A 13,786-nucleotide genomic window follows, 5' to 3' on the forward strand; every position below is an offset into this window, starting at 1 on the left:
CCTTGCTATGTCTGTTATTTTATATCCAAATTTCCTTAGCTTTATTAAAGGCTGACCAAGCTTTTGGCCATCCAACATAAAAAGCGAGGTGAGTGATAATGTCAGCAATTTCTTCTTTAGTAACTCCGTTTTGTTTGGCAAATTGAAGATGATGCTCTAACTGTTCAAGATTTCCTCAGCTAATTAAGGCAGATATAGTAATAATAGAACGTGTTTTATCTGTTAAATGATCCTCTTTTGCCCAAACCTCACCAAATAAAATATCATCATTATATCTGGCAAATTCAGGTGCAAATTCTTCTAATTGACGACGTCCGGCTGTTTGTTTTTCTTTCATAATGGATTGATTCCTCCTTACTTGAATTTAACCTAGTCTTGAATATTCTTCAAGACTAACAGCTTCATAAAACTCACTCTTACCAGCTGTAATCGCAATATGTGCAAATTCAGAATCTTTTTTAGCACCATGCCAATGTTTAACGCCTTTATCAGTTACAATCACGTTACCTGGTTCTAATGAAACTGCCTTTTTATTCTCTTCTTGGTACCAACCTGAACCTTCTGTAACGAGGAGGATTTGATAACCGTCCAAATGAACATGCCAATTATTACGACAGCCAGCTTCAAAGGTTACATTTCCAACTGAAACATTCCCATCTGGAGATTTTGCTAATGCTGCGAGATAGGATTGCCTAATAAAGAATTCACCATATGGATTTTTTTCACCCTTAGGAAAGATAGACTTAGTTGTTTCTTGCATAAGATTTCCTCATTTCGTTGTTGGATCAAAAAGTTCTTGTTCTCTAGGAACAAGAACTTTTTGATAATTGTCTATTTTGTGATTTAGACGATTAAGTGCTTCTTGGAGGCCTTGAAGCCTATCTTCAAGGTTGTTGCGTTTATCTTTTAAAATTTCTAGCCTAGCTGGGATTGTGGAATCGCCTTTTTCAACCAAATGAATATAATCAATGAGACTTTCAACGGAAACACCTGCGCCTCTAAAATAGCGGACAAATTCTAAAATATCAATATCGTTTTGTGTGAACTCACGAATTCCTGATTCACTCCGATGAATAGGGGGAATAAGATTAATTCTCTCATAATACCTAATGGTATCTGACGTAATGCCAGTCTTTTTACTAACTTCTTTGATATGCATTTTTAACATCGATATTCAGTCAACAATCACTAAGGATTTGATAGCGTCACGTTTATCCATTGCTTCATAAGCCTTTTGAATATCATCTAATACAAAGGATTTTGTAAAAACTAAGCCTGGGTTAATTTTATGAGTTAGAACAGCATCTAAAAGGACAGACTTATCAAATGTTGTTACAGAAGCAATGCCACCTCTAAGGCCGATATTTTTCCAGAATAAATTATTGGTATTCATGTCTGGATTTTGTGGGATACCAACACGTCCTATGACAGCACCAGGCCTAGCAATTTGGGTAGCTGTATCAACAGACTGCTCTGTACCAACGCATTCTAAAATAGCATCGGCACCTGCTTGATTGGTTAAATCTAAAACACGTTTAACGGCTTCGTCACCCCGTTCTTCGACAATATCCGTTGCACCAAAAGTCAATGCTAGTTCCTGCCTATCTTTGTGACGACTCATTGCAATGATACGGTTAGCACCTAACATTTTAGCAGCAATAACACCACAGAGTCCAACAGCACCATCTCCCATGACAACTACCGTATCACCTTCTTTAACTTCTGCAGCATGATAACCAGTTGCCATTACATCTGATAAGGTGAGAAGAGAGTTAAGTGTCTCATTATCATAGTCAGAAGGTTGACCAGGAATTTTAACCAATGCCCAGTTTGCATTAGTATAACGTAGATATTGACCTTGGTATCTACATTTTTTTCAGCTTGATGATTTGTACAATTTCCATCAAATCCAGCCTTACAAGACGGACATTGGCCACAGCCATGTGTAAAGGGAACAATAACAAAATCACCTTTTGACACGTCAGTTACTTTAGTACCAACTTCCTCAACGATACCAATAGCCTCATGACCTGCAAAAGAACCACTTTCACGTTTTGAAATACCACGATACCACCACAAGTCTGAACCACAAACACAGGCTCTAACAATTTTGATAACAGCATCTGTCTCTTGTTCAATGACTGGTTTTGGTGTATCAGTTATAACCATTTTGCCAGGTTCAATAAATGTAGCTACTTTCATAACCTTACCTCTTTTCTATAACTTCATTATAACTCTTAGAGTTAACTTCAAGTCAAGAAAAACTTAAAAATTTTGAAAATTAAACATCTGTAAAAATCCGCATATGGTTTCATTTTCCACTAAAAACAGGGAAGTTAGAAAATTCCCCATAATCGTCAAACATAAGTGATTTTAATATCGACATATCTTCGTCACTAATTACAAAGTCAAAGTCTAGATTAGACTGTAAATGTTCTTTACTAGAAGCCTTTGGTAAAACGATCAGGTTTAATTGTAGTAAATATTGAATACATAATTGAGCAACACTAACCCCATATTTTTCAGCCATTTTTTGAATACCATCAGATTTCAATGCTTGTCCATGTGCAATTGGTGAATAAGCTTCAACTTGAATACCTTTACTTTGACAGTAATCAATCAAGTCGAAAGGTGTATTTCCGATGTGAGCTAAGATTTGATTGATAGCAGGTTTAACATAACCATTTTTTAAGATATTTTCTAAGTCTTTTTCTAAAAAGTTTGAGACACCGATGGATTTTACCTTACCAGATTTTTGAGCATCCTCTAAAGCTCTCCAAGCTTCTAAATTTCCTTGGTCAAAATGTTTATCTGTTTCACGCCATTCCTTCCAAGGCTGTGGACTATGAATAATCATTAAATCAATATAATCAAGCCCTAAAGCTTCTAGTGATCGATCAATTGATTTTGTAGCACTTTCATAATCTTTATGTTCAGCGGCAATTTTAGTCGTAACAAATAAAGATTCACGTGTAATACCAGATTCTTTAATCCCTACACCGACCCCTTTTTCATTGTTGTATGCTTGTGCAGTATCAATATGGCGGTAGCCTAATTCGATAGCATCTTTAACAACTTGAGCTACCCTATCATTATCTATCATCCACGTACCTAAACCTAAAGTTGGTATTTTATGATTGTCATTTAATATCATTGTATCTGTCATCTTTATTTTCCTTCTTTCATTAGTATTGACCTAATCTTAACACTTAGAGTTAACTCCAAGTCAAGGAAAAAACTAACACTCAGGTTAGTTTTTTAATGGTTTGCAATGATTTTGATGTTCTCTTAAAGAATAATCGATTTCAACAGTAACATCGTTTATCTTATAATGTTGGCAAATCGTTCGAATAGCTCTTTTACAATCTTTTTCAGATATCAATTGATTTAAGCAACAGTGAATGATTGCTCGATTATCAATACCATCCATTGACCAGATATTGAGTTGATTGATAGATCTTACTTGCGAAAGTCCCTTAAGTTCATCATGTAATGCAGCGTAATCTATGGAATCTGGAACACCATCTAAAAAAAGTTTCAGGGTTGATAGTAATTTAGGAAGTGCTTTAGATAAGATGAAAGTAGATATGGCAACTGATAATAATGGATCAAGGATATACAACGGTTTCCAATTTAAGATAAGAGATATAACAATAATAGCTAACCACCCTAGAATATCTTCCAAAAAATGAAGGCTTAATATTTCCTCATGTTTACTTTGACCAGAATGGAGAATAAAACTAGCTAGACCATTAATGATAATAGCGATGACAGCTAGAATAAACATGCCGTGATAATTAACAGGAGTAGGATGCCACAATTTTGGAATATTTTCTATCATGACTAAGATAGATCCACTTATAAGAATTAGACTTGTGATAAGAGCTCCTAAAAGGCTAAAACGTTTATAACCTAATGAAAATATCGTATCTTCATCTTTCTTAGATTTTTTTTCTAAAGTAGCTGAGATGCCAATAGCTATTGCATCACCAAAATCATGAACAGCATCGGCTAAGATAGCTCCTGAGAAGAATAGACTTCCAAAGATGAATTCAAGGACGGAAAAGCTGATATTTAATATAAAAGCGATAGCCACTTTTTTGTTTGATGTCATATTTTTCTCCTTTTGTTATACTGGTATTGTAGTGTGATTCTTTCTTCTATTATCTAGGAGATAAAAGAGAATTGCTAGAAACAAAAAAGAACACTTGTTCAATACTGAACAAAACTTAGAAAGTGTCCTATATGGTAAAAGATAGACAAATTCAGAAAACAAAAGTAGCGATTTATAATGCTTTTATAAGCTTGCTACAGGAAAATGATTATTCTAAAATAACGGTTCAAGATGTAATCGGACTTGCAAATGTAGGAAGATCAACTTTTTACTCTCACTATGAAAGCAAAGAAGTGTTACTCAAGGAGCTCTGTGAAGACCTTTTTCACCACTTATTTAAGCAGGGTAGAGATGTTACGTTTGAAGAGTATTTAGTTCATATCTTAAAACATTTTGAACAAAATCAAGATAGTATCGCTACGTTATTATTATCTGACGATCCCTATTTTTTATTACGCTTTAGAAGTGAATTAGAACACGATGTTTACCCTAGATTGCGTGAGGAGTATATTACAAAGGTGGACATTCCTGAAGATTTCTTAAAACAATTTCTTTTATCCAGTTTTATCGAGACCTTAAAGTGGTGGCTTCATCAAAGACAGAAAATGACTGTTGAAGATTTACTAAAATATTATTTAACTATGGTAGAGAGGTAAATTATAGAGAGTTGGGAGATTCTCTTATTTCATTAGCGTTATCAGAGGTGATGAATGGATTGATTGTCTAATATAGCGAGTTGAAATTATTAGATTAAATGAGTATAATTCGGGAGATAAAAAAGTCCCCTTGATGAAAGAGTTTCTTTGGGATTGTTGATGTCACCATAAGCAAAATGAATATTTTTCGATTACTATATTGTCTTAGGCTTTTGCTTATATTCTAGTGGGCTAATTCCCACTATTTTTTTAAATGTCCTTGAAAAATTAGAAGAAGTGGAAAATCCAAGTAAATTGGAAACTTCTTCTACTTTCTTATTTTCATCTAGTAATTGCTTAGCAGCTTCGATTTTTAAGTTTAGAAAATATTGTTGAATAGTGATGTGTTTTTCTTGCTTAAATAGTTTTCGTAACTTCGATTCACTCATGTGACATTCTTTAGCTATTTCTTCTGTTTTAATAAAGCGATTTAGATTATTTTCAAGATATCGAATCACTGCGACAATAGTTTGAGAATGAGGGGTTTCGAGATGTTTTTTTAAAGAATGAACTTGTTGAGTATAGAATAAGATAGCAGTATCACGTAATTTTAAAACTTCATTTAGACTTATAGTTGACTCGTTTTCTTTTATAAAACGATCTCGTGCTCGATAAGCTGTTTCGATATCAAGTCCTGCTTGGATGGTAGCCTGTGAGAGACGATCATAAATCATGATGGAGTAGTTTTTTTCAGATCGCAATTCATCTCCACTGATTATAGGTACGATAGAATTGCTAAATTGTTCCACTGTTTCTTTCAAAAGAAATTCACTACCTGATTTAACAGCTTTTAGAATATTATTTTCAAAATGATACTGATATTTGTAAGAACTCATATTCTGTTTAGAAAATTGCTTAATTTTATCTAGATCAAAGGAGTTGCTCCACCCTTTCGTGTAGTAATGTAAGGGCTCTGATAATTTATCTTTCACAACCCCAGTTAGACAATAATTGGTTACTATTAGTAATTCTCGGATTTGACTAAGTGAGAAGAAAGGTAATTGGGATAGTCTATCAATAAAGTAGTCTTGTTCACTAGCATTGATTTGTGTTTCAGTCAGCTTTTTCTTAAGAAGTAAAGGGTCAATAACATTGCTACGCCAGGGACCGATGATAATATAATATTGTTGAATATGGTGGACAAGAAAAAGTTCTCCTAAAGAGCCATAATGAAATAAAAAATCATGTTGAGTTTTACTAAAGTTACTTAAAATAAGGTAATGATTGTAAAAAAGTGAAATAGTTTTCTCGGATTTATACTCTCTGATAACAGAAAAATTTTGATCACAAACAGTAATAGTTAGACCTAGAAGACTGTGTAATGATTTCAACAGTAGAAAATCAATCATATGAGTTACCACCTTTGATTTAATATGTTATCTATTTTAGAGAATATTTCTTTAAAGTCAACAGAATAATTAGGTAGTCGATACCTTTTTAACCAAATATGAATTAAAAAACCGAAAAAGTCAAATCAGAAAAAAAAAAAAAACAGATTAGATTGGATAAAAAAGTATAGATATTCTAATATTTGTTTTTAAAGCCTATACTTTACTATGTATAGAGCTATACAGAATAAAGTAAAGGAGAATATTATGTTTAGAAGGTCTAAAAATAACAGTTATGATACTTTACAGACGAAACAACGGTTTTCAATTAAGAAGTTTAAGTTTGGTGCAGCTTCTGTACTAATTGGTATTAGTTTTTTAGGAGGTTTTACTCAAGGGCAATTTAATATTTCTACAGATACTGTGTTTGCAGCTGAAGTAATTTCAGGAAGTGCTGTTACGTTAAACACAAATATGACTAAAAATGTTCAGAATGGTAGAGCATATATAGATTTATATGATGTGAAAAATGGGAAAATAGATCCATTACAATTAATTACGTTAAATTCACCTGATTTAAAAGCTCAGTATGTCATTAGGCAAGGCGGCAATTATTTCACACAACCTTCTGAATTGACTACTGTTGGTGCAGCTAGTATTAATTATACAGTATTGAAGACAGATGGAAGTCCTCATACGAAGCCTGATGGACAAGTGGATATTATAAACGTTTCATTGACTATTTACAATTCTTCAGCTTTGAGAGATAAAATAGATGAAGTTAAAAAGAAAGCGGAAGACCCTAAATGGGACGAGGGAAGTCGCGATAAAGTTTTGATAAGTTTAGATGATATCAAAACAGATATTGATAATAATCCTAAGACGCAATCAGACATTGCCAATAAAATAACTGAAGTTACTAATTTAGAAAAAATACTAGTACCTCGAATCCCAGATGCCGATAAGAATGATCCAGCAGGTAAAGATCAGCAAGTCAATGTAGGTGAGACACCGAAGGCAGAAGATTCTATTGGTAACTTACCAGATCTTCCGAAAGGTACAACAGTAGCCTTTGAAACTCCAGTTGATACGGCAACACCGGGAGACAAACCAGCAAAAGTTGTTGTGACTTACCCAGATGGTTCAAAAGATACTGTAGATGTGACTGTTAAGGTTGTCGATCCACGTACAGATGCCGATAAGAATGATCCAGCAGGTAAAGATCAGCAAGTCAATGTAGGTGAGACACCGAAGGCAGAAGATTCTATTGGTAACTTACCAGATCTTCCGAAAGGTACAACAGTAGCCTTTGAAACTCCAGTTGATACGGCAACACCGGGAGACAAACCAGCAAAAGTTGTTGTGACTTACCCAGATGGTTCAAAAGATACTGTAGATGTGACTGTTAAGGTTGTCGATCCACGTACAGATGCCGATAAGAATGATCCAGCAGGTAAAGATCAGCAAGTCAATGTAGGTGAGACACCGAAGGCAGAAGATTCTATTGGTAACTTACCAGATCTTCCGAAAGGTACAACAGTAGCCTTTGAAACTCCAGTTGATACGGCAACACCGGGAGACAAACCAGCAAAAGTTGTTGTGACTTACCCAGATGGTTCAAAAGATACTGTAGATGTGACTGTTAAGGTTGTCGATCCACGTACAGATGCCGATAAGAATGATCCAGCAGGTAAAGATCAGCAAGTCAATGTAGGTGAGACACCGAAGGCAGAAGATTCTATTGGTAACTTACCAGATCTTCCGAAAGGTACAACAGTAGCCTTTGAAACTCCAGTTGATACGGCAACACCGGGAGACAAACCAGCAAAAGTTGTTGTGACTTACCCAGATGGTTCAAAAGATACTGTAGATGTGACTGTTAAGGTTGTCGATCCACGTACAGATGCCGATAAGAATGATCCAGCAGGTAAAGATCAGCAAGTCAATGTAGGTGAGACACCGAAGGCAGAAGATTCTATTGGTAACTTACCAGATCTTCCGAAAGGTACAACAGTAGCCTTTGAAACTCCAGTTGATACGGCAACACCGGGAGACAAACCAGCAAAAGTTGTTGTGACTTACCCAGATGGTTCAAAAGATACTGTAGATGTGACTGTTAAGGTTGTCGATCCACGTACAGATGCCGATAAGAATGATCCAGCAGGTAAAGATCAGCAAGTCAATGTAGGTGAGACACCGAAGGCAGAAGATTCTATTGGTAACTTACCAGATCTTCCGAAAGGTACAACAGTAGCCTTTGAAACTCCAGTTGATACGGCAACACCGGGAGACAAACCAGCAAAAGTTGTTGTGACTTACCCAGATGGTTCAAAAGATACTGTAGATGTGACTGTTAAGGTTGTCGATCCACGTACAGATGCCGATAAGAATGATCCAGCAGGTAAAGATCAGCAAGTCAATGTAGGTGAGACACCGAAGGCAGAAGATTCTATTGGTAACTTACCAGATCTTCCGAAAGGTACAACAGTAGCCTTTGAAACTCCAGTTGATACGGCAACACCGGGAGACAAACCAGCAAAAGTTGTTGTGACTTACCCAGATGGTTCAAAAGATACTGTAGATGTGACTGTTAAGGTTGTCGATCCACGTACAGATGCCGATAAGAATGATCCAGCAGGTAAAGATCAGCAAGTCAATGTAGGTGAGACACCGAAGGCAGAAGATTCTATTGGTAACTTACCAGATCTTCCGAAAGGTACAACAGTAGCCTTTGAAACTCCAGTTGATACGGCAACACCGGGAGACAAACCAGCAAAAGTTGTTGTGACTTACCCAGATGGTTCAAAAGATACTGTAGATGTGACTGTTAAGGTTGTCGATCCACGTACAGATGCCGATAAGAATGATCCAGCAGGTAAAGATCAGCAAGTCAATGTAGGTGAGACACCGAAGGCAGAAGATTCTATTGGTAACTTACCAGATCTTCCGAAAGGTACAACAGTAGCCTTTGAAACTCCAGTTGATACGGCAACACCGGGAGACAAACCAGCAAAAGTTGTTGTGACTTACCCAGATGGTTCAAAAGATACTGTAGATGTGACTGTTAAGGTTGTCGATCCACGTACAGATGCCGATAAGAATGATCCAGCAGGTAAAGATCAGCAAGTCAATGGTAAAGGAAATAAACTACCAGCAACAGGTGAGAATGCAACTCCATTCTTTAATGTTGTAGCTTTGACAATTATGTCATCAGTTGGTTTATTATCTGTTTCTAAGAAAAAAGAGGATTAATCTTTTGACCTAAAATGTCACTAAACTTTTCACCATTTATTGGTGTGAACACATTAATAAAGTTATGTATCTCTCTTCAACAAACTTAATTAAAGTGTTTCAATTTTTCGAGTTTAATTCTTGAAAAATCCTATCGAGATTATTAATTTCGATAGGATTTTGATTTTGTGTAAGCGTCCAATAACGAGGTATCTTCCATTTTCTTCCCTATTCCGTAAGCATCCAATATACCTTGTTATTGGACGCTTACTATAAAACTGAAGAAATGATCCTATTTAGTTGAAATTTGTAAATGAAGTGTATCATTAGAGCCTAAGATGTTAATCCTAGGCTCTCTTTTGATGATTTAAAATTTTTAGGTGTAATCAAATGTAAGGTTAGATGCAAAATTTTCTAAAATGACTGTTTGTCTTTTCAAGTAATTAAATGTATTTAAGGGTAATTTATAAAAATAAAAGGAGTGTGTCAATAATGTTGTGTAAACACACTGGCAAAGCTGGGATTGTTAATCAAATAGGCTTTCAAGTGTGTCTGTACATTGGCCAAAACCTTTGTGGATTCGTTGTTCTTGCTTGAAGTTGTAATCATTAAATAGTGTGACTAGATAGTATTCTAGAGCCTCTTCATTGGGAAAGACGATTTCCTTTTTTGTTTGCGTTGTATTGCATTTAGTGATACAATAGTTATACAAAAATGATTTGAGGTGATATTATGTCAACAGTAGCAGTAAGAGTTGATGATCAATTAAAAGATGATGCTACAGAACTTTTTCAATCCTTAGGGTTGGATATGAGCACAGCAGTAAAAATGTTTTTGATTCAATCTGTTAAAACTCAAAGTATTCCTTTTGAAATAAAAAATAAATCATCTGTTTCTGATGAAGAATTTCAAAATTTGGTAGAAACAAAATTAAAGGGAATACGAGTTAAGGCTAGTGATCCAGAAAGTGTAAATGCGTTTTTTGGAGATGAAGATTTTTCAGAATATGAGGAATATTTTAAATGAGTGATATTGAGGTATATTCTGTATTAGTTTCTCGTATTGAATATTCTGATGGTACAGGTTCAAAGGTTCGTCCTGCTGTAGTAGTCAAATTTAATGATGAAGTAATAAAAACTTTAAGATTTACTACTAAATATGAAAATAAGTCTGACAATATAAGAAGTCAGTATTTAGAAGTTATTGATTAGGCAAAGGCAAATTTAAATAGGCGTTCTTGGATAGATACTATTCAATATTATGATGTTGAGAATAAAGGGTTCAATATTAAAATTATAGGTAAGTTAAGCGATAGAGATGTTGAGAGGTTAAAAGATTTTCTCATAGCAAAGGAAGTTTAGTTATGAAAAAGAAATTATTAGGATTGATGATTTTAGCTATATCTACAGTATTTTTAGTTGCTTGTTCGACTAATTCGTTAAATGTAAAGTATTATAAAGTATATGATGGTGAAAAAATGTTAGTTTTAGAAATTAATGATGAATCAGGAATTTATCATAATGAAGGAAACTTTGTAGTAACTAATATTGATACTAAAAGTAAAAGTTTTGTACTTAAAGGTGGGTCTGCTAAGTATACTGTTTTATATGATGTTAAAAGTGATGGTAAATTGAATGTTGATTTAGGGAACTTTTATTATAATGCTTCTGGTAAGGAGACATATTATAAAGAAGGTAGCAAGGCTTTAGAAAAAGCATTAAGAGATAAAGAATAAAGTTAGGACTATTTTCCTAACTTATTTTTTTATTTAAAAAATGAACTTCAAAATGCAAAGTCTTAATTTTACTTAGCACCTAATTTTTAGTTAAATAATTTGTATCCCAGCAATAAAAAGTATTTTTACCGAAATCAAAGTAAGAACCAAAAAGAAGATGGGGTTACTCTGTCTTAGTTTTTCTTGGAAAGTGTTATCTGTTAATTCAATGAAATCAAGCGAGGAAATGAGATAGCTTTTATTTAATTGATGAGTTGCTTTTTCCAGATTATTTGGAGTTATTTGCTCGTATTCAGAAATAATATTATGTTATGATATCATAAAGAGCTAAATTCATGGTTTGATTTTTATTTCTTTGAAAGTTACTAACGATCGTACTTATTTCTTTATTGTTCAAATTGGAATAATCTTTAAGTAGATGGAAAAGTCGTATTTCTAAACATTCCTTTGAAATTTCTAAATCAATGGTTATTTCTTTGAATAGTTTATTTTCGTAAACAATTTTATAGAGTAACTTGGGATGATATTGATTTTGAAAGAAATAGTATTTATACATATCGAAGATATTCTTCAATAAAAAATGACTTTACAAAGCCTAAAACAAGGACTTCAATAAGGAGAGTTTCAGTAAGTCATGATTTAAAAGAGTTATTGCTTGAACTAAAATTTCAACAAGAAAGAATGCTGAAAGGTTTGCATATAAAAAATACAGATCAATTGATTTTTTATGACTATAGGTTTGGTATGATATCAAATGATGCTGTTAACAAATTCTTGGCAAGCTCATTGGAAAAATTAGAAATAGAATCTAAGATGTCATCAACAGGTGCTAGACATACTTATGGAAGTTATTTGTTGGCTAACGGAGTAGATATTTGGGCGGTTGCAAAATTAATGGGGCATAAAGATATCAAACAATTAATAGAAACATATGGTCATTTGCTTCTGTAAGTGGAAGAAAAGGAAAATGATCAGCTTTTAAAAATTCTTAATAATAAAGGTAGTTTTTAAAATGACTATCAAGAACAAATTAAGAACAAAAATAAAAGAAACCCTATTATAATAAGGTTTCACTCATATATTTTCTGCCACCACCGAGAATTGAACTCGGAATTGAGCATTACCATTGCTCTATTATACCATTTAACTATAGCGGCTACTTTTCTATGATACTATAAGATTTTGACGAAATCAAGTATTTCTTTACTTAGAAAAATAGTCGTTTTTTTAGTCTAATTCTATTTGGAGAAATTTACTATTTTCAATAGCTCTTAAATGGTGTGTTTCTTGTGGAGAGAGGCTAATAAGGCTATCTTTTTCAAGGATATGTTTCTGATCACCAAGGATAATTTCAAGTTTTCTTTCCAAAACATTTATTAATTTTGGATGAGGGCATCGTTCATTTTTCAGTCCCCGGCTGATGATTTTAATGGTATTGAATAAACCTTCATCTTTAATCATTCCTAACGGGGACATAAGACTTATTTTTCCAAATTGATATTCTGAACTTTAAAAACCATTTTGTAAGAATAAATTTTGCCAATCATCTATTTTTAGAGGAGCAACGTTAACATTCATAGTATGTCTAAGTTGATCGATCAGCTTGGCAGTGTCTTCATCTTGATAAGAAACATCATGTGTGAGTAAACGTCCACCAGGTTTTAGGACACGTAAGTACTCTTTTATGGCTTTCTCCTTAGCTGAATTGTTAAGCATCGTTAACATTGCTTCGTTGATAACGATAAACTATTATCAGGAAAGGGCAGTCTGAGTGCATTTCCCTGAATAACTTCAATAAATTCTTCTAATTGGGCCTTTTTGACATTTTCTTTGGCCTTTTCTATTACTTTACTATCTAGATCAAGCGCTGTAATGTGACAGGAAAATGCTTTAGCGATATCGATGGAACTGGTACATTGATTACAAGCTACTTCTAGAACACGACTGTCAGCACTAAAGTGTCCTTTTTTGATAAGCCAATTCGTTGCTTGGACACCTCCTGGTCTTAAGCGTTTTTTCCTAGTCGTGCTAAGAATTGATGTCCAATTTCTTTATGTGGCAATAAGATCACCTCTTTCTTTTAATAGTAATATCATTTTTTCTTAATTATAACACATAGATGCTAAGATAACAAGGAGTAATAGTGATTGAATGGTATAAGTGATGAATTTTAGAGAGCGTTTTCTTTTAACTAGGGGTGTGATGCCAAAACTAGAATGGCATAGAGAACCATACATCTCAAAAGGTCTTCCTTAGATAAAACTAGTTGTTTTTATATCTGTCAGAAAAATCATAATTTATTTTTGATATAATGATTTTTTGAGTATTTAATTTATATGTTATAATGAAAAAAACTAAAAAAGAGGAATATCATGTCATACGAACAAGAATTTTTAAAAGACTTTGAAGAGTGGTTACAATCGCAAATAAGTATCAACCAAATGGCAATGGACAGTGCAAAGAAAGTTTTAGAGGAAGATAAGGATGAGCGAGCAGCAGATGCGTATATTCGTTATGAGAGTAAGTTAGACGCTTATCGCTTTTTGCAAGGGAAATTTAATAACTATCATAACCAAAAATCTTTCCATGATTTGCCTGATGGTCTTTTTGGACAACGTCATTATTAAAAGGTTTATCGCTAGAAAGCTTGTCAAATAGGCATTTCTATGATACATTGTTATAG

13 protein-coding genes, 1 tRNA gene and 5 pseudogenes are annotated in these 13,786 nt (G+C 33.8%); 7 read left to right on the plus strand and 12 right to left on the minus strand.

Going from position 1 to position 13,786, the window contains the following annotated elements:
• Nucleotides 1-19: 19 nt before the first annotated feature.
• The 6 genes and pseudogenes from A6J68_RS03745 to A6J68_RS03770 all read right to left on the minus strand — a co-directional run bounded on the left by A6J68_RS03745 (nt 20) and on the right by A6J68_RS03770 (nt 4,114).
• Nucleotides 20-337: pseudogene (locus tag A6J68_RS03745) on the minus strand (carboxymuconolactone decarboxylase family protein).
• A gap of 27 nt (nt 338-364) precedes the next feature.
• Complete coding sequence (locus A6J68_RS03750) at nt 365-760, minus strand: cupin domain-containing protein (protein WP_001158473.1); 396 nt, start codon at nt 758-760, stop codon at nt 365-367.
• A 9-nt stretch (nt 761-769) separates the two neighbouring features.
• Nucleotides 770-1,159: a stress response transcriptional regulator NmlR gene (nmlR, locus tag A6J68_RS03755; protein WP_001873959.1), complete on the minus strand. Its 390-nt coding sequence runs from the start codon at nt 1,157-1,159 to the stop codon at nt 770-772.
• Between the two features lie 15 nt (nt 1,160-1,174).
• Nucleotides 1,175-2,202 (minus strand): annotated as a pseudogene (locus A6J68_RS03760) (zinc-dependent alcohol dehydrogenase family protein).
• Nucleotides 2,203-2,311: 109 nt separating this feature from the next.
• Complete coding sequence (locus tag A6J68_RS03765; protein WP_000132683.1) at nt 2,312-3,166, minus strand: aldo/keto reductase; 855 nt, start codon at nt 3,164-3,166, stop codon at nt 2,312-2,314.
• Nucleotides 3,167-3,250: 84 nt separating this feature from the next.
• Nucleotides 3,251-4,114 carry a cation diffusion facilitator family transporter gene (locus A6J68_RS03770; RefSeq protein ID WP_000203282.1) on the minus strand — a complete coding sequence of 288 codons (864 nt, stop codon included), beginning with the start codon at nt 4,112-4,114 and terminating at the stop codon, nt 3,251-3,253.
• A gap of 131 nt (nt 4,115-4,245) precedes the next feature.
• Between A6J68_RS03770 and A6J68_RS03775 the strand changes: the two genes are divergently transcribed.
• The gene (locus A6J68_RS03775; RefSeq protein WP_000237802.1) at nt 4,246-4,770 is read left to right on the plus strand and encodes a TetR/AcrR family transcriptional regulator; all 525 of its coding nucleotides are present in this window, start codon (nt 4,246-4,248) and stop codon (nt 4,768-4,770) included.
• 194 nt (nt 4,771-4,964) lie between these two features.
• Here A6J68_RS03775 and A6J68_RS03780 read toward each other — a convergent pair whose 3' ends face one another.
• A complete protein-coding gene (locus A6J68_RS03780; RefSeq protein WP_000564876.1) occupies nt 4,965-6,158 on the minus strand; it encodes a YSIRK-targeted surface antigen transcriptional regulator in 1,194 nt (397 codons plus the stop codon).
• Between the two features lie 246 nt (nt 6,159-6,404).
• Between A6J68_RS03780 and A6J68_RS03785 the strand changes: the two genes are divergently transcribed.
• Nucleotides 6,405-9,389, plus strand: a complete 2,985-nt coding sequence (locus A6J68_RS03785) for an alpha-like surface protein (RefSeq protein WP_105253160.1) — start codon at nt 6,405-6,407, stop codon at nt 9,387-9,389.
• A 505-nt stretch (nt 9,390-9,894) separates the two neighbouring features.
• On the opposite strand, the pseudogene A6J68_RS03790 reads toward A6J68_RS03785, so the two are convergent.
• Nucleotides 9,895-10,044 (minus strand): annotated as a pseudogene (locus A6J68_RS03790) (IS256 family transposase); the annotation flags it as partial.
• Between the two features lie 56 nt (nt 10,045-10,100).
• On the opposite strand from A6J68_RS03790, the gene A6J68_RS03795 reads away from it, so the two are divergent.
• From A6J68_RS03795 to A6J68_RS03805, 3 genes and pseudogenes are all read left to right on the plus strand, one after another.
• A complete protein-coding gene (locus A6J68_RS03795) occupies nt 10,101-10,394 on the plus strand; it encodes a type II toxin-antitoxin system RelB/DinJ family antitoxin (protein WP_000108709.1) in 294 nt (97 codons plus the stop codon).
• Nucleotides 10,391-10,729: pseudogene (locus tag A6J68_RS11705) on the plus strand (hypothetical protein). The gene A6J68_RS03795 and the pseudogene A6J68_RS11705 overlap by 4 nt, the downstream one beginning before the upstream one ends.
• 2 nt (nt 10,730-10,731) lie before the next feature.
• A complete protein-coding gene (locus A6J68_RS03805) occupies nt 10,732-11,103 on the plus strand; it encodes a lipoprotein (RefSeq protein ID WP_000727985.1) in 372 nt (123 codons plus the stop codon).
• Between the two features lie 304 nt (nt 11,104-11,407).
• Here the strand turns inward: A6J68_RS03805 and A6J68_RS11570 are convergent, their stop codons facing one another.
• Nucleotides 11,408-11,659 carry a hypothetical protein gene (locus tag A6J68_RS11570; RefSeq protein WP_000280199.1) on the minus strand — a complete coding sequence of 84 codons (252 nt, stop codon included), beginning with the start codon at nt 11,657-11,659 and terminating at the stop codon, nt 11,408-11,410.
• On the opposite strand from A6J68_RS11570, the gene A6J68_RS03815 reads away from it, so the two are divergent.
• Nucleotides 11,650-12,054 carry a tyrosine-type recombinase/integrase gene (locus A6J68_RS03815; RefSeq protein ID WP_228761747.1) on the plus strand — a complete coding sequence of 135 codons (405 nt, stop codon included), beginning with the start codon at nt 11,650-11,652 and terminating at the stop codon, nt 12,052-12,054. The two genes, A6J68_RS11570 and A6J68_RS03815, sit on opposite strands and share 10 nt — an antisense overlap.
• 135 nt (nt 12,055-12,189) lie before the next feature.
• On the opposite strand, the gene A6J68_RS03820 is transcribed toward A6J68_RS03815, so the two are convergent.
• From A6J68_RS03820 to A6J68_RS11710, 3 genes and pseudogenes are all read right to left on the minus strand, one after another.
• A tRNA-Thr gene (locus tag A6J68_RS03820) sits at nt 12,190-12,260 on the minus strand.
• A 70-nt stretch (nt 12,261-12,330) separates the two neighbouring features.
• Nucleotides 12,331-12,528, minus strand: a complete 198-nt coding sequence (locus A6J68_RS11575; RefSeq protein WP_370657590.1) for a methyltransferase — start codon at nt 12,526-12,528, stop codon at nt 12,331-12,333.
• Nucleotides 12,502-13,165 (minus strand): annotated as a pseudogene (locus A6J68_RS11710) (class I SAM-dependent methyltransferase); the annotation flags it as partial. The pseudogene A6J68_RS11710 and the gene A6J68_RS11575, both read right to left, overlap by 27 nt.
• A 310-nt stretch (nt 13,166-13,475) precedes the next feature.
• On the opposite strand from A6J68_RS11710, the gene A6J68_RS03830 reads away from it, so the two are divergent.
• A complete protein-coding gene (locus tag A6J68_RS03830; protein ID WP_000119699.1) occupies nt 13,476-13,730 on the plus strand; it encodes a DUF1912 family protein in 255 nt (84 codons plus the stop codon).
• Nucleotides 13,731-13,786 lie beyond the last annotated feature (56 nt).

This window comes from Streptococcus sp. 'group B', from assembly GCF_002073795.1.
GTDB classification, from domain to species: domain Bacteria; phylum Bacillota; class Bacilli; order Lactobacillales; family Streptococcaceae; genus Streptococcus; species Streptococcus agalactiae.